Source organism: Pantoea alfalfae (assembly GCF_019880205.1).
Taxonomy (GTDB): Bacteria; Pseudomonadota; Gammaproteobacteria; order Enterobacterales; family Enterobacteriaceae; genus Pantoea; species Pantoea alfalfae.
The window spans coordinates 3,927,166-3,941,682 of sequence record NZ_CP082292.1; the positions used below are offsets into that span (position 1 = coordinate 3,927,166).

The 14,517-nt window shown below is 56.1% G+C and carries 14 protein-coding genes and 1 pseudogene; 9 read left to right on the forward strand and 6 right to left on the reverse strand.

What is annotated here, in order from left to right; all coding sequences use genetic code 11:
* Nucleotides 1–5: 5 nt before the first annotated feature.
* Nucleotides 6–599, forward strand: a complete 594-nt coding sequence (gene mtlR / locus K6R05_RS18265) for a mannitol operon repressor MtlR (RefSeq protein ID WP_202604956.1) — start codon at nucleotides 6–8, stop codon at nucleotides 597–599.
* A 103-nt stretch (nucleotides 600–702) separates the two neighbouring features.
* Nucleotides 703–1,065 carry a YibL family ribosome-associated protein gene (locus K6R05_RS18270; RefSeq protein ID WP_013359626.1) on the forward strand — a complete coding sequence of 121 codons (363 nt, stop codon included), beginning with the start codon at nucleotides 703–705 and terminating at the stop codon, nucleotides 1,063–1,065.
* A gap of 8 nt (nucleotides 1,066–1,073) precedes the next feature.
* Here the strand turns inward: K6R05_RS18270 and K6R05_RS18275 are convergent, their stop codons facing one another.
* The 3 genes from K6R05_RS18275 to K6R05_RS18285 form a co-directional block, all read right to left on the reverse strand.
* A complete protein-coding gene (locus K6R05_RS18275) occupies nucleotides 1,074–2,042 on the reverse strand; it encodes a VirK/YbjX family protein (protein ID WP_161734175.1) in 969 nt (322 codons plus the stop codon).
* Nucleotides 2,043–2,243: 201 nt separating this feature from the next.
* The gene (gene sodA, locus K6R05_RS18280; RefSeq protein WP_135910493.1) at nucleotides 2,244–2,861 is read right to left on the reverse strand and encodes a superoxide dismutase [Mn]; all 618 of its coding nucleotides are present in this window, start codon (nucleotides 2,859–2,861) and stop codon (nucleotides 2,244–2,246) included.
* A gap of 282 nt (nucleotides 2,862–3,143) precedes the next feature.
* The gene (locus K6R05_RS18285) at nucleotides 3,144–4,484 is read right to left on the reverse strand and encodes an aspartate aminotransferase family protein (protein ID WP_161734173.1); all 1,341 of its coding nucleotides are present in this window, start codon (nucleotides 4,482–4,484) and stop codon (nucleotides 3,144–3,146) included.
* Between the two features lie 206 nt (nucleotides 4,485–4,690).
* Here K6R05_RS18285 and K6R05_RS18290 point away from each other — a divergent pair, with 206 nt between their 5' ends.
* Nucleotides 4,691–5,467, forward strand: coding sequence for a DeoR/GlpR family DNA-binding transcription regulator (locus K6R05_RS18290; RefSeq protein ID WP_222924776.1), 777 nt, complete (start codon nucleotides 4,691–4,693; stop codon nucleotides 5,465–5,467).
* On the opposite strand, the gene fdhD is transcribed toward K6R05_RS18290, so the two are convergent.
* The gene (gene fdhD, locus K6R05_RS18295) at nucleotides 5,464–6,288 is read right to left on the reverse strand and encodes a formate dehydrogenase accessory sulfurtransferase FdhD (RefSeq protein ID WP_161734169.1); all 825 of its coding nucleotides are present in this window, start codon (nucleotides 6,286–6,288) and stop codon (nucleotides 5,464–5,466) included. The genes K6R05_RS18290 and fdhD overlap by 4 nt on opposite strands.
* A 395-nt stretch (nucleotides 6,289–6,683) precedes the next feature.
* Between fdhD and fdnG the strand changes: the two genes are divergently transcribed.
* Genes fdnG through K6R05_RS18320 form a run of 5 tightly spaced genes read left to right on the forward strand, consistent with a single transcriptional unit; the run spans nucleotide 6,684 to nucleotide 12,843 of the window.
* Entirely contained in the window at nucleotides 6,684–9,734 is a 3,051-nt protein-coding gene (gene fdnG / locus K6R05_RS18300) for a formate dehydrogenase-N subunit alpha (protein WP_161734167.1), read from the forward strand.
* A gap of 12 nt (nucleotides 9,735–9,746) precedes the next feature.
* Nucleotides 9,747–10,646, forward strand: a complete 900-nt coding sequence (fdxH, locus tag K6R05_RS18305; RefSeq protein WP_222924777.1) for a formate dehydrogenase subunit beta — start codon at nucleotides 9,747–9,749, stop codon at nucleotides 10,644–10,646.
* Nucleotides 10,646–11,287 (forward strand): formate dehydrogenase cytochrome b556 subunit, encoded by a 642-nt coding sequence (fdoI, locus tag K6R05_RS18310; protein WP_150013375.1) that lies wholly within the window; start codon nucleotides 10,646–10,648, stop codon nucleotides 11,285–11,287. Before fdxH ends, fdoI begins: the two co-directional genes overlap by 1 nt.
* Entirely contained in the window at nucleotides 11,287–12,210 is a 924-nt protein-coding gene (gene fdhE, locus K6R05_RS18315; RefSeq protein ID WP_222924778.1) for a formate dehydrogenase accessory protein FdhE, read from the forward strand. Before fdoI ends, fdhE begins: the two co-directional genes overlap by 1 nt.
* Nucleotides 12,211–12,231: 21 nt before the next feature.
* Nucleotides 12,232–12,843: a glutathione S-transferase gene (locus K6R05_RS18320; RefSeq protein ID WP_222924779.1), complete on the forward strand. Its 612-nt coding sequence runs from the start codon at nucleotides 12,232–12,234 to the stop codon at nucleotides 12,841–12,843.
* Nucleotides 12,844–12,980: 137 nt separating this feature from the next.
* Here the strand turns inward: K6R05_RS18320 and K6R05_RS18325 are convergent.
* Nucleotides 12,981–13,279 (reverse strand): annotated as a pseudogene (locus K6R05_RS18325) (type II toxin-antitoxin system RelE/ParE family toxin).
* The gene (locus K6R05_RS18330) at nucleotides 13,276–13,560 is read right to left on the reverse strand and encodes a damage-inducible protein J (protein WP_222925509.1); all 285 of its coding nucleotides are present in this window, start codon (nucleotides 13,558–13,560) and stop codon (nucleotides 13,276–13,278) included. The pseudogene K6R05_RS18325 and the gene K6R05_RS18330 overlap by 4 nt, the downstream one beginning before the upstream one ends.
* Before the next feature lie 368 nt (nucleotides 13,561–13,928).
* Between K6R05_RS18330 and K6R05_RS18335 the strand changes: the two genes are divergently transcribed.
* Nucleotides 13,929–14,153, forward strand: coding sequence for a SymE family type I addiction module toxin (locus tag K6R05_RS18335; protein WP_222924780.1), 225 nt, complete (start codon nucleotides 13,929–13,931; stop codon nucleotides 14,151–14,153).
* Nucleotides 14,154–14,517 lie beyond the last annotated feature (364 nt).

The window sequence follows — 14,517 nt, forward strand, 5'->3', positions numbered from 1 at the left end:
TAGTGATGCAAGCCGGGCGCAGTTCGCCTGCTCCCGACGGCGGTATTAAACCCATGCAGGCAATAATGGAAGAGAAGCAGGCTTTTGAGAACCGGGTGCTAGAGCGCCTGAACGCCGGTCGTTCGGTGAGAAGCTTTCTGATCGCCGCCGTTGAGCTATTGGCTGAAGCCGTCAATCTGCTGGTGCTGCAGGTATTTCGTAAAGATGACTATGCAGTGAAATATGCGGTAGAACCGCTGCTGCTGGGCGATGGTCCTTTGGGCGAACTCTCGGTTCGCCTGAAGCTGATTTACGGACTTGGCGTGATCAGCCGACACGAATATGAAGATGGTGAACTGCTGCTGGCACTACGCGAAGAGCTGAATCACGACAGCGGCGATTATCGTTTCACCGACGATGAGATCCTCGGCCCGTTTGGTGAACTGCACTGTGTGACCGCCTGGCCACCTGCGCCGGTGTTTCACACCGACGATGCTGAGCTGCGCAGCATGCAGCAGCAGCGCTATCTGCAGATGGTGCGTTCCACCATGGTCCTGTCGCTCACCGAGCTGATCGCCCGCATCAGTATGAAGCAGGCGTTTAAAAAGTCCGGTAGCTAATCCTGTCAGGCGTCATCACGACGCCTTTTTCGTCTTAACCTGGCCGGGAATATACGTCAGATTTGGTGTATCCTTGGCCTGTTTTCCTCAACGAGTTGTTGTCATGAAAGAGCAAGAAAAGAACGAAATCAAACTTCTCAGCGATAAGCTGGACGCACTGAACCGCAAAGAGCCGCAGTTACTGGAATCAGGTGATGTCGAGAAACTGGGCGCGTTGCTGAAAGAGAAAGAAGCGCTGGTCATTGAGATTGAGCGTCTGCGCGGTCAGCGGGTTGAAAAACTGAGTGCCGAAGCGCAGAAGCTGCAGAAAATGGGCTTCAGCCGCGAAATTACCAAAAAAGAGCAGGCAAATCTGGGTGCGCTGAAGAAAAGCGTGCGCGGCCTGGTGGTGGTGCATCCAATGACCGCGCTGGGACGTGAGATGGGTCTGAAAGCGATGACGGGCTTCGCTAAAACCGCATTCTGACGGGTCGATCAGGCAGCTGCCTGATCGACATCGGCTTTGCGTTCGCCGGCGGCGGCATAAACCTGCTCCGCCAGCGCATCCAGCAGTTCATAACGGCGGCGATACTCTGCCCGCTTCTTACTGGCAATTTCCTCCAGCGTTTTACGCGGCAGACTCAGCGGCAGCGTAAACATCCCATCCCTGCGCGCTTCACCACTCAGCGACAGCCAGAATTCACTGTAGCTGGCAAAGAACTTATCCCCTTTGCTGTGGCGATAACGCAGGCTGCGGAATACATGCGTCTCATCGCCTACCGCCTGAATACTTTCCACGCCGCACTGTTTCGCCACAATAAATACCGCTTCCATTAACAAGCGTTTCGGGAAGAGACCGTGAGCCGCTTTGGTCGCCTCGCGGATCATCTCATTATTAATATGTTTTCGCGGCCCCTGTAATCCGCCAATTAATAAGGTGCGTTGGTTATTCTCGTTGAGAATCGAAAAAGAAAGTGAAGCAATAATCTCGTCGTTATAACGTAATACCAGCGTCACTTCCCCTTCACGATCAAAATAACCGGAACTGCAGGAGAGTAAAAAGGCCTCACCATTTTTTCCAGTCAGCGCGGCCAGCGGATTATCTGAAGCGCTCTGCAGCAGCTGACGCAGCATAGGATTTTCGAGATTGTTCATGAGCGTGTAGTGGTCGAGAATCGCCTGCGCACGCGCAGCAATGCTCATACCTGAACGCAGATAGGGCCGGTGCAGCTTGGCTGGCAGCAATCCCTGGGTACTCATCAGCAAAGGAAGTTGCGGCAGATGCGACAGCGCATCCAGATAATGCAGCGTGGTCAGCGGCGATATCAAGGTTCTTAACACAAATTTCAGACGGAAACGTTTACTGTTCCAGAGTTTATCCGGAATGTATTTGCCACTGATTAACTGGAAAAAAAGTGAAGCAGAGGATTCGGTCGTATTTTCGTGAGTAGTTATAATTGACATAGTCAGCGACACACAGTGAGTTAAGCAGGAATGTCACCGAACATAACATAGCCAATATCAACGAAAAGTTAATGTGGAATAACATTAAAACCGATAACTGACGATTTTCATTTCCTTTTGGCAATGCACAAAATAAGGACAAAAAAAACCGGCGAAATAGATTTCACCGGTTTATCTTCATTACGTTTACGTTTGGTTAACTTATTTAGCAGACGCGAAGCGGGCTGCCGCTTCGTCCCAGTTAACCACGTTCCAGAACGCTTTGATGTAGTCAGGGCGCTTGTTCTGATATTTCAGATAGTAAGCGTGCTCCCATACATCCAGACCGATGATCGGGAAGCCAGAAACGCCGGCAACCGCTTCGCCCATCAGTGGGTTGTCCTGGTTTGCGGTTGAAACCACAGCCAGTTTGTCGCCTTTCTTAACCAGCCATGCCCAGCCAGAACCGAAACGGGTGGCGGCGGCTTTCTCGAACTCTTCCTGGAATTTTTCCACGCTACCAAAATCTTTCTCGATAGCCGCTTTCAGGTCGCCCTGCAGCGTGGTGCCGGTTTTCAGGCCTTTCCAGAACAGGCTGTGGTTAGCGTGGCCGCCTGCGTTGTTACGCAGTGGGCCTTTTTTGTCTGCTGGCAGCTGATCCAGTTTGGTGATCAGCTCTTCTACCGGCAGATTAGCAAATTCAGTACCTTCCAGCGCCGCGTTCGCGTTGTTCACGTAGGTCTGGTGGTGTTTAGTGTGATGGATCTCCATCGTCTGCTTGTCGAAATGCGGTTCCAGTGCGTCGTATGCGTAAGGCAGGGATGGCAGTGAATAACTCATGTTCTTCCTCTCCATTTAATGTGAGCAGCACGACGAATTCGGGGCGTGCCGCGTAAGCAGTCGAATCATTATAGTTAAATTCATGTAGCGTAAAAGGGTAATCAATGCCCTATTAACCATAAGGATTTGAGAAATCCGGCAAAAGCAACCCGTTGTTTTTACAGCATGCTGCTGCTGACTCTCCCTTTTTTGCCCCATCTGACAGGGCGCGCGGCAGGCCTGAGCCAGACTGCAAGCGGGCATGCATTCCACCCGGACGCCGCATCTGCCCTGCCCTGCGCGTTACTGACCCAGCTCGCGCAGGGAGTTGTCGAGTGCACCAGCCAGCCAGTCGATGTCGCTTTCCTGGAAAGCCAATGGCGGACGCAGTTTCAGTACATTCCCATACGGGCCAGCGACCGAGGTCAGCACACGATGTTCACGCAGCTTCTCGATCAGGTTCAGCGCCAGGGTTTTGTCCGGCGTTTTGCTGTGACGATCGGTGACCAGTTCGAAGCCGATAAACAGCCCGGCACCGCGCACATCGCCCACGCACTCATAGCGATCCATCAGGGTCCGCAACTCCGCCAGCAGCTTCGCGCCGACCACGCGGCTGTGTTCCTGTAATCCCTCTTCGGTGATCACGTTCAGAACAGCCTGCGCCGCCGCCATCGCAACCGGATTGCCACCAAAGGTATTGAAATAGGGAATCGAGTCACTGAAGGCGGCCAGCACCTCGCTTTTTGCCAGCAGCCCGGACACCGGAATGCCATTGCCCATCGGCTTGCCGGTAGTAATCACATCAGGCACCACATCATGGCGGCCAAAGCCCCAGAAGGCGTCGCCGGTACGGCCAAAGCCAGGCTGCACTTCATCGGCAATAAAGATGCCGCCATTGGCATGCACCACCCCGACCGCTTTTTTCAGGAAGCCACGCGGATTGGGCAGAACTCCGTCGGAGGAGAAGATCGAGTCCGCCAGGAAACCGGCAAATTTAATGCCGTGCGCCGTCATATCATCAATCTGCTGCTGAATCTGATCAGCGAACCAGTCGCCCAGGTCCGGCGCATCCACACGATACGCATCCGGTGGCATCACCAGCCGCGTGGTAGGCGACAGCGGCTGTCCACTGCCCAGCGCCGGAGAAGCGCCGGAGGTCAGCTCGCTGGTACCGTGATAGGCCTCTTTACTGACGATAATTCCGGTACCGCCGCTGAAAGCACGCGCCACGCGGATAGCAAGGTCATTGGCTTCAGAGCCGGTGCACATATACATCGCGCGATCGATCGCCGCAGGCGTGGTCGCCAGCAGCGCTTCGCTGTAGTCGAGAATATTTTCATGCAGGTAACGGGTGTGGGTGTTCAGCATTTTCATCTGCTGCGTCACCGCTTCAATCACGGCCGGATGGCAATGGCCGATGCTCGCCACATTGTTGTAGACGTCGAGATATTTATCGCCCGCCGCATCCCACAGATATTGCCCTTCACCCCGCACCAGATGAACCGGTTTGCGATAGAACAGGCGATAGGATTCGCCAAGCACTTTGCTGCGTTTATCGGTCAGTTTGCGCGTCTCGCTGTCGAGCGCATCGGCATGTTCGGCGCGGAAACTGTTGGTATCCATAATGGTGGAACGCGTGGCCATAATGACTCCCGTGACAAGGATGAAGGAGGAAGAGCTGACCCCTGTATCATGCCTGCCTGAATCTAAAATGCAATCAAATACACAAACGCAATAAAATACACATGACGCAGGCCGATCCCCGCGCTAAGCTTGCTCCTGATTCAGACGGCATCTTTCGCGTCATTGGCGTATCATCCGTCCCCTTCGCGCTTTATAAGGAAACCTCTATGCTGCAGGAAACGCGCCTTCATCGCATCCGCGCCTTACTGACCCGGCTTAATCAGGTCAGTACCGAGCGCATTATCAGGGAGCTGGGGGTGTCTCGCGAAACCGCGCGCCGCGATATTATTGAGCTGGAAGCGCAGGGTCTGGCGCGCCGTGTTCACGGTGGCCTGGTGGCGATTGAAACGGCGGCTGAACCGCCGCTGACACAACGCCGCAGCACGCAGACCCGCGAGAAGCGCGCCATCGCCCGCGCCGCTGCGCAGTTGCTGCAGCCGGGACAGACACTGTTTCTGGATGCGGGCACCACCACCACCCTGCTGGCAGAGGAACTCCACGCCCTTTCCGGCCTGACGATCGTCACCAATAGCCTGCAGGCTGCGCTGGCGCTGAGCGCCGGAGAAGAAGATCAGCCGCTGAATAATCAGATTATTTTGCTGGGCGGGATGATGACAGCGGGTGCGCACCAGACGCGCGGCGAAATCACCGTGGGTGAGATCATCCGCTATCGCGCCGACGTCGCGCTGCTGTCACCGGTCGGCATTGAGGCGAATCGCGGTGCCAGCAGTTTTCATCCGCACGAAGCGGCTATTGCCAGAGCGATGGTTCAGCAATCTGCAGCCTGCTATCTGCTGGCCGATCACACCAAACTGGGCGTGGTCAGCCGCACGGTTTACGCGCCGCCGCAGACGATCACCATGCTGATTACCGATAGCGGCGGCGATAACGGTGCCGCCCTTGAGGCACTGCAGCAGACGTTGCCAGAGGTGATGGTCGTTTAACGCAGTCGCTGAGGATGGCTGTAGACCGTGGCGCGGCCAGGTTTACTGAACCCGACCAGCGTCAGATTGCAGCGCTCAGCCACCTCAACCGCCAGGCGGGTAGCGGCTGAAACCGCGAACAGGATCTCGACGCCGCACATGGCGGACTTCTGCACCATTTCATAGCTGGCGCGGCTGGAGACCAGCACCGCGCCCGGCCCCCACTCTGCCTGACTGCGATAGCCCAGCAGCTTATCCAGCGCCACATGGCGACCCACATCTTCACAGCCACCGGCCAGCTGACCGTCGGGCTGGATCCACGCGGCCGCATGGGTGCAGCCGGTTTTCTGTCCGACAGGCTGATAATCTTTCAGCTGACCCAGCGCCCGATCCAGCTGGTCCAGCGCGAAGGTCTGGGTAAATGGCAACGGAGAGAGCGGCTTGCCAATCTGGTCCAGCTGTTCAACACCACACACACCGCAGCCGGTCCGGCCCGCCAGCGCGCGACGCTGCGCTTTCAGCGCCATAAAGCGACGGCTGGATAGCTCGATCTGAACCTCAATGCCGTCACAGCCCGGCACGATATCCATGCCGAAAATGTCGCCCGGCGCGTCGATAATGCCCTCTGACAGCGAGAAGCCCAGCGCAAACGCCTCCAGATCTTTGGGCGTGGTCATCATCACCACGTGTGAGATGCCGTTATAGACCAGCGCCACCGGCACTTCGTCCGCCAGCCAGTCATCCTGTGCATCGGTCAGGTCTTTACGCTGCCACACCTGCGTCCTGCTGACGCCGGCCTGAATTGTTAAATCTTCGCCTGAGTCAGGCTGGATAGCTTTCAAAAAGTATGACCTGTTGTTAATAAATTATGTAATTCAGTGCCCGGGTCGGCAGAGCACTGACGCGCTCTGATTCTGCCTTTTAGCCCCTGACAGCGCAAATAAACAGCGGGACAATTCATGCGGTTTTCTCCCCCAAAAGGCGTAGCCACGCCTGCTGGCGGGCATAATGCGAATAGTTCTCTTTTACGCGTTAACATCGGTAAGCATAAAACAACAGTAATTATCTGCGCCGTCTGAAAATCTGCTTGCAGCGCAAATCCACCACCGAGGATTTTTAACAAAATTTAGAAAAAGAATTACTAATGACTAACGTGTTGACCCTGGTCAACTTACAGTCAACCAGGACTGCTATTTTGCAAGGCTTCGCAATGGAGCCAATAAAGAAGAACGATAACATGCAGATTAACAGACGGAGTTTTTTCAAAATCTGTGCTGGCGGGCTGGCAGGCACCAGCGCGGCATTACTCGGTTTTGCCCCCACCACAGCCTTAGCCAGTATCAGAGAGTTCAAACTCATTCGCGCCAGAGAGACACGTAATAACTGCACCTACTGTTCAGTCGGCTGCGGCATGCTGATTTACAGCCTGGGTGATGGCGCAAAAAATGCCCGTGCCTCGATTTACCATATCGAAGGCGACCCTGACCATCCGGTCAGTCGTGGATCGCTCTGTCCGAAAGGCGCAGGCGTGCTCGACTTTATTCACAGCGAACAGCGCCTGAAATACCCGGAGTACCGCGCACCGGGTTCCGATAAATGGCAGCGCATCAGCTGGGATGAAGCGTTTGACCGCATTGCCCGCCTGATGAAGCAGGATCGCGATGCTCATTTCCAGACGACCAACGCCGCTGGCGTGACGGTAAATCGCTGGCCGACCATGTCGATGCTCTGCTCCTCCGCCGCCAGTAATGAAACCGGCCTGCTCGATCAGAAGTTTGCCCGCGCGCTGGGTATTCTGGCGCTGGAAAACCAGGCGCGCCTGTGCCACGGCCCGACCGTGGCGGCTCTGGCCCCGAGCTTTGGTCGTGGTGCAATGACCAATAACTGGAACGACATCAAAAACGCCAATGTGGTGATGATCATGGGCGGCAACCCCGCCGAGGCGCATCCGGTTGGCTTTAAATGGGTGATTGAAGCCAAAACCCATAACAATGCGCAGGTCATCGTGGTCGATCCGCGCTTTAACCGCTCTGCGGCGGTCGCTGACTTCTATGCCCCCCTGCGTGCCGGCAGCGACGTGGTGTTCCTGATGGGGGTGATCAACTATCTGCTGCAGCACAATCAGATTCAGCAGGAGTATGTTCGCGCCTTCACCAATGCCGCCCTGATTGTCAGCGAAGGCTTCAGCTTTAGCGACGGATTATTCAGCGGCTACGATGCGGAAACCCGTCAGTACGATCGCCAGAGCTGGCACTATGAGCTGGATGAAAACGGCCATGCGCGACGCGATGAGAGCTTCAGCCATCCACGCTGTGTACTGAACCTGCTGAAAACCCACGCCAGCCGTTACACCCCGGAAATGGTGACGCGGATGTGCGGCACTTCGCAGGACGCCTTTATTACGGTGTGCAGGCAGCTCGCCTCCACCTGCGTGCCCAATCGCACCGCAACCATCCTCTATGCGCTGGGCTGGACCCACCACACCAACGGTTCGCAGATTATCCGCACGGCGGCGATGATCCAGTTGCTGTTGGGCAACATTGGTATGCCGGGTGGCGGTATTAACGCGCTGCGCGGTCACTCCAACGTTCAGGGCTACACCGATCTCGGCCTGCTGGCGCAGAGTCTGCCGGGCTATCTGCCACTGCCCTCCGAGAAGATGACCACGCTGGCGACTTACCTGCAACAGGCTACGCCGGTGGCGACGTTGCCGGACCAGGTCAACTACTGGCAGAACACCGACAAGTTTTTCGTCAGCCTGATGAAGAGTTTCTACGGCGATAATGCTACGGCGGAAAATCAGTGGGGCTACAACTGGTTGCCGAAGTGGGACAAGGCCTATGACTGCATGGCGCAGGCGGAGATGATGGAACAGGGCGCGCTGAACGGCTGTCTGATTCAGGGCTTCAACCTGCTGGCCGCCTTCCCGGACAAAAATAAAGCGGTCCGGGCACTGTCCCGCCTCAAATATATGGTGGTGATCGATCCGCTTCGCACGGAAACCGCCAGTTTCTGGCAGCATCACGACGCGTTCAACGACGTCGATCCGTCGGCCATCCAGACCGAAGTGTTCCGCCTGCCCTCCTCCTGCTTCGCGGAAGAGTCGGGTTCGGTGGCGAACTCGTCGCGCTGGCTGCAGTGGCACTGGGCAGCAGCCGAGCCGCCAGCGGAAGCGCTGCACGACGGCAAAATCCTCGGCAACCTGTTTATGCGTCTGCGCGCGCTCTACCGCCTGGAAGGTGGAGTAGCCCCTGAGCCGCTGATGGCGATGCGCTGGGACTACCGCGACCCATTCAATCCTGAGCCGGAAGAGGTGGCGCAGGAGAACAACGGTCAGGCACTGGCCGACATTTATGACGCCAGCGGCAAGCTGCTGCTGAAAAAAGGCCAGCAGCTAAACGGCTTCTCTGAGCTGCGTAACGACGGCACCACCGCCAGCGCCTGCTGGATCTACAGCGGCAGCTGGACGCCGGAGGGTAACCAGATGGCCCGACGCGACAACGCCGATCCGTCGGGACTGGGGGCGGTCTCAGGCTGGGCCTGGGCCTGGCCCGCTAACCGCCGCATTCTCTATAACCGCGCCTCCGCTGATGCGCAGGGGAAAGCCTGGGATCCGCAGCGCCGTCTGATTGAGTGGGATGGCGCACGCTGGCACGGCATCGACGTACCCGATTACCCGGTAACGCTGTCGCCGCAGAAGCAGGCCGGTCCGTTTATCATGCAGCCCGATGGTCTCGGCCACCTGTTTGCACTCGATAAAATGGCCGATGGCCCGTTCCCGGAACACTACGAACCGATGGAAAGCCCGCTCGCCGACAATCCCCTGCATCCGCAGCAGCGACACAGTCCGGTGGTTCGTCTGTTCAGCAGCGACGCCACGCAGCTGGGCGAGGCCGCCGACTATCCCTGCGTCGCCACCACCTACTCCATCACCGAGCTGTTCCGCCACTGGACCAAACATGCCCTGCTGAATGCGATTGCGCAGCCGGAGCAGTTTGTCGAGATCGGCACCGAGCTGGCTGAGGAGAAAGGCATTCAGGCCGGAGACACCGTTAAGGTCACATCACGTCGCGGCTATATCAAAGCTAAAGCGGTGGTGACGCGTCGTCTGCAGCGTCTGATGATTGACGGCAAGCCGGTTGATACCGTGGGCATTCCCTGCCACTGGGGCTTTGAAGGCACCACGCGTAAAGGCTTCCTCGCCAATACGCTGACGCCTTCGGTTGGCGATGCCAACTCGCAGACCCCGGAGTACAAGGGATTTTTAGTGAAAGTGGAAAAAGCGTAACGGCAGATGACTATGGCTTATCAATCACAAGATATTATCCGTCGCTCTGCGACCAATGGTTTTACCCCGCCGCCGCAGGCGCGCGATCACAAGATCGAAGTGGCGAAACTTATCGACGTCACCACCTGTATCGGCTGCAAAGGCTGTCAGGTCGCCTGTTCCGAGTGGAATGACATCCGCGATGAAGTCGGCCACAACATCGGGGTTTATGACAATCCTGTCGATCTGACCGCCAAATCGTGGACGGTGATGCGCTTTTCGGAAGTCGAAGAGAACGGCAGGCTGGCCTGGCTGATTCGCAAAGATGGCTGCATGCACTGCGCCGATCCCGGCTGCCTCAAAGCCTGTCCGTCGGCAGGCGCCATCATTCAGTATGCCAACGGCATCGTCGATTTTCAGTCGGAGCAGTGCATTGGCTGCGGCTACTGCATCGCAGGCTGTCCGTTCAACGTGCCACGACTCAATAAAGAAGATAACCGCGCCTATAAATGCACGCTGTGTGTGGATCGCGTCAGTGTCGGCCAGGAACCTGCCTGTGTGAAGACCTGTCCGACCGGTGCCATTCATTTCGGCAGTAAAAGCGACATGCTGACGCTGGCGGAGGAACGCGTGGCGGAGCTGAAGTCACGCGGGTTTGCGCAGGCGGGCCTCTACAACCCGGAAGGCGTGGGTGGCACCCACGTGATGTATGTGCTGCATCATGCTGATAAGCCTCAGCTCTATCACGGGCTGCCTGCTAATCCGGGCATCAGCCCGACTGTGACCTTCTGGAAGGGGATCTGGAAACCGCTGGCAGCGGTCGGTTTTGCCGCCACGTTTGCCGCGTCAATCTTCCACTATGTTGGCGTTGGCCCGAATCGCGTCACTGAAAAGCATGACGACAATGACGATCAGCCTGAGGAGCATCAATAATGAAAAAGCCCGATCATCTGGTGCGCTATCGCGCACCTGAACGCATCAATCACTGGATCGTCGCGATTTGCTTTGTCATGGCTGCGTTAAGCGGATTAGGGTTTTTCTTTCCGTCGTTTAACTGGCTGATGCAGATTTTTGGCACGCCACAACTGGCGCGTATTCTGCATCCTTTTGTTGGCGTGGTGATGTTTGCCGCTTTTATGCTGATGTTTTTACGTTACTGGAAACACAATCTGATCAATCGCGATGACCTCTACTGGGCCAGAAATATTCACCGGATTGCGCTGAACGAAGAGGTCGGCGATACCGGTAAATATAACTTTGGTCAGAAGTGTGTGTTCTGGGCTGCTATCATCAGCTTAGTATTGCTGCTTGCCAGTGGCATTGTGATCTGGCGACCCTACTTTGCTGATGCCTTTGCCATTCCGCTGATCCGTCTGGCGCTGGTTGTGCATTCGGTGTCAGCGGTTGCGCTGATCATCGTCATTATGGTGCATATTTATGCTGCATTGTGGGTCAAAGGCACACTGACCGCGATGGTGGAAGGCTGGGTCAGCTCGGAATGGGCCAGACAGCATCATCCTCGCTGGTATCGTGAGCAGCGTAATCCGCCAATAAAACAGGAAAAACGCCCCTGATGAGTATTCGCATAATCCCGCAGGACCAGCTGGAGAAAAGCGAAAAGACAACGGCGGAGATGATTCCGCCGTTACTTTTTCCACGGCTGAAAAATTTATACAGCCGTCGTGCCGCGCGACTGCGCGACCTGGCGGCGAAAAACCCACTTGGCGATTATCTGCGCTTTGCGGCGATGATCGCTGAAGCGCAGGAGATTGTGCTGTATGACCATCCGCTGCACATCGACCTGCATGCCCGACTGACGCAGGGTGCCAGCGAGGGCAAGCCGCCACTGAACATTCACACTCTGCCGCGCGATGCGCACTGGCAACGGCTGCTGCACTCGCTGATTGCCGAGCTGAAGCCGGAGATGAGTGGTCAGGCGCTGGCGGTGCTGGAGAATCTGGAAAAGGCGTCCGCCACCGAGCTGGAGACGCTGGCCAGCGCGCTGTTTACCGGCGACTATGCGCTGGTCAGCAGCGATAAAGCGCCCTTTATCTGGGCGGCGCTTTCGCTCTACTGGGCGCAGATGGCGGCCCTGATCCCAGGCAAAGCACGCGCTGAGATGGGCGATCAGCGTCAGTTCTGTCCGGTCTGTGCCAGTATGCCGGTCGCCAGCGTGGTGCATATGGGCAGTCATGAAGGCGCGCGCTATCTGCACTGCAATCTGTGCGAAAGTGAGTGGCATGTGGTACGCAGCAAATGTACTCAGTGCGAACAGTCCCGTGATCTGCACTACTGGTCGCTCGACAGCGAGCATGCGGCGGTAAAGGCGGAGAGTTGTGGCGACTGCGGCACCTACCTGAAGATGCTTTATCAGGAGAGAGATCCGGCGATTGAACCGGTGGCCGATGACCTGGCATCGCTGATACTGGATGCCAGAATGGAGCAGGAAGGCTTCGCGCGCAGTAGTCTCAATCCCTTTATGTTTCCTGGCGAATAGTCACTGAATCCGGAGAACCCGATGAAACTGATTGGCAGCTACACCAGCCCGTTTGTGCGTAAGATTTCGATTATCATGCTGGAAAAAGGCATTACGTTTGAATTCGTTAACGCATCGCCTTACAGCGATGACAGCCACGTGCCGCACTACAATCCGCTGGGCAAAGTCCCGGCGCTGGTTGCTGACGATAAGCAAATCTGGTTCGACTCCAGCATCATCGCCGAATTTCTGGAACTGCGCGGCGTGGAGCCTGCTCTGCTACCTGCCGATCCGCTTGAATCGCTTAACATCCGTCAGCTGGAGAAGCTGGCGGATGGCGTCAGCGATGCCGCGCTGGTGATCGTGCGCGAGCAAATGCGTCCGGGGGATTTGCAGTCGGAAGAGGTGCTATTGCGCAATCGTGAAAAAATTCAGCGCAGCCTCGATATGCTGGAAGCGAAGGCCGCGGAGGGCAAATGGCTTAACAACGGCCAGCTTAATCTGGCGGATATCGCCACTGGCTGCATGATCGGCTACCTCAATTTCCGCCGCGTAGTGCCGAACTGGTGTGTCGAACGACCGGCGCTGGTGAAGCTGGCGGAAACGCTGTTTGAGCGCGAGAGCTTTGCAAGGACGACGCCGCCTGCGGCGTGATGGGTGCGGCGGCTTGCAGGTGATGGGGTTAACGAGATTCGGTTTTGGGGCTAATTGTCTAATCCAGCTCTGAAGCGTGCCGTTCTGTCTGACGACGTCCTTATGCCTGACAATCTGATGCTGGATGAACAGGCTAACTATCTTTGATAGCGGCCTGATATTTTCCGGGATGTATGAAGTACCCGCAGGATGCGAACGCCATCTGTTTCGGCAACATAGATGATGATGAACGGAAAGCGTGGCACCAGCAGTTTATATTGTTTTTCTGTACCGACTTTTTTCCGGCCCGTGGGTTTTCGCTAAGCAGACTGGCCATACGGGTAAACTTATCGTCTGTTGCACTGCCTACCAGCAGGCCAGCCTCACGATACAGATAACGAAATATCGTCTCCCTGTCTGCCTGCGCCTTTTTTTCCCATTGAACGGCTGATATCACAACGTTCCCCGCGCAGCCTGCGCTTTCAGTTCTTCCATGCGGGCATTCATTTCATCGTTACTGATGAACTCACTTTCACCGGCATCATAACGACTGAATGCCGCCGTGATTTGCTCTTCCAGCCATGCATCATGTTGGCCATCCTGATATTGCCGCTCTTCGGCAGCCAGCTCTTCCGCTCGCTGACGCATAACCTCTGTCAGCGTCATCTTCTTGCGCTCTGCTGCCCGCATCGCCAGTCGTTTAACGTCGTCATCAATCCTGAAGTGGATAGTGCTCATAGCCTGACTCTCGCGTGGTGTCGTTTGTGGTGTCATCGTGCCTGTCATCCCTTTCTCTGTCATCTCCATTTCACTCTTATGCGATGCCGGAAATCGCCACACCCATATGAACAAAGGGCCGGCTGCAGATGCTGAAGAGGGTATTGGGAAGAGGATGTAAACGAAATAGTAAACGAAAAAAACAATCCGTTTTTCAGAGACGACTCGCAGTTTATTACTTAGCTTTCAGCGAGTTTACAAAGCGGGCGGTGTATATTTGAACAGGAGAAAACAGAAAGGAAGAACGTAACGAGAGATTTTTAGCGCGAGCTGAAGGTGGTGGAACACCAACAGCCCGCTGACCACAACTAACTGAACAGGAGTTAATTATGGCTAGAGCTGATTCTACGTCAGAACCCGCTGTACCCCAAGCACGCAAAAGCATCGTCGGATATCGCCCCAACGGCGGCAGACCGAATCCATTACCCCAACTCACCATCAAGGGACACTGGCTGAAACAGTTAGGATTTATTAAAGGCCAGCCGGTCAGCATCATCGCCGAACAGGGCCAGCTGATTATCCGCATAATGCACCTCACGGAGGAGAACACATGAACATCACTTTTATTCCTGAGCCAGTCCCGGAACTGGCCATCCCGGGTGGCGAGCTGGCTGCGTTCGGACTTACTACCGATCCGATTAACGCTGCGTGATAATACGCTGTCGGTAACAACCGTGACTGAAGAAGCGGAGCGGAGTGGACAGCACTGTGCGAAGCCAATCTCCAGGGGCAGGATTCAGGGGCGGACTGGGTGCGGGAGAATGGCGAGGTGATTATCGGCGGTGACTGGCTGACCGGGTTTGGTATCACGGATGCGGAACAGGTCGAAATTGTCGCAGCAGCAGATGTGTTGCGGCTGCAGCGGCGGTAAGAGGAGATTCAGGGCTTAAAGCAAAAATCCCGGCCAGTTGGCCGGGA

What these genes read in the sequence shown, in the direction of transcription:
- K6R05_RS18270 (WP_013359626.1), top strand. Translation starts at nt 703, where the DNA reads ATGAAAGAGCAAGAAAAGAACGAAATCAAACTTCTCAGCGATAAGCTG.
- fdhE (WP_222924778.1), top strand. Translation starts at nt 11,287, where the DNA reads ATGAGTATTCGCATAATCCCGCAGGACCAGCTGGAGAAAAGCGAAAAG.
- fdoI (WP_150013375.1), top strand. Translation starts at nt 10,646, where the DNA reads ATGAAAAAGCCCGATCATCTGGTGCGCTATCGCGCACCTGAACGCATC.
- K6R05_RS18275 (WP_161734175.1), bottom strand. Translation starts at nt 2,042, where the DNA reads ATGTCAATTATAACTACTCACGAAAATACGACCGAATCCTCTGCTTCA.
- sodA (WP_135910493.1), bottom strand. Translation starts at nt 2,861, where the DNA reads ATGAGTTATTCACTGCCATCCCTGCCTTACGCATACGACGCACTGGAA.
- K6R05_RS18330 (WP_222925509.1), bottom strand. Translation starts at nt 13,560, where the DNA reads ATGAGCACTATCCACTTCAGGATTGATGACGACGTTAAACGACTGGCG.
- fdnG (WP_161734167.1), top strand. Translation starts at nt 6,684, where the DNA reads ATGCAGATTAACAGACGGAGTTTTTTCAAAATCTGTGCTGGCGGGCTG.
- K6R05_RS18285 (WP_161734173.1), bottom strand. Translation starts at nt 4,484, where the DNA reads ATGGCCACGCGTTCCACCATTATGGATACCAACAGTTTCCGCGCCGAA.
- mtlR (WP_202604956.1), top strand. Translation starts at nt 6, where the DNA reads ATGCAAGCCGGGCGCAGTTCGCCTGCTCCCGACGGCGGTATTAAACCC.
- fdxH (WP_222924777.1), top strand. Translation starts at nt 9,747, where the DNA reads ATGGCTTATCAATCACAAGATATTATCCGTCGCTCTGCGACCAATGGT.
- K6R05_RS18290 (WP_222924776.1), top strand. Translation starts at nt 4,691, where the DNA reads ATGCTGCAGGAAACGCGCCTTCATCGCATCCGCGCCTTACTGACCCGG.
- K6R05_RS18335 (WP_222924780.1), top strand. Translation starts at nt 13,929, where the DNA reads ATGGCTAGAGCTGATTCTACGTCAGAACCCGCTGTACCCCAAGCACGC.
- K6R05_RS18320 (WP_222924779.1), top strand. Translation starts at nt 12,232, where the DNA reads ATGAAACTGATTGGCAGCTACACCAGCCCGTTTGTGCGTAAGATTTCG.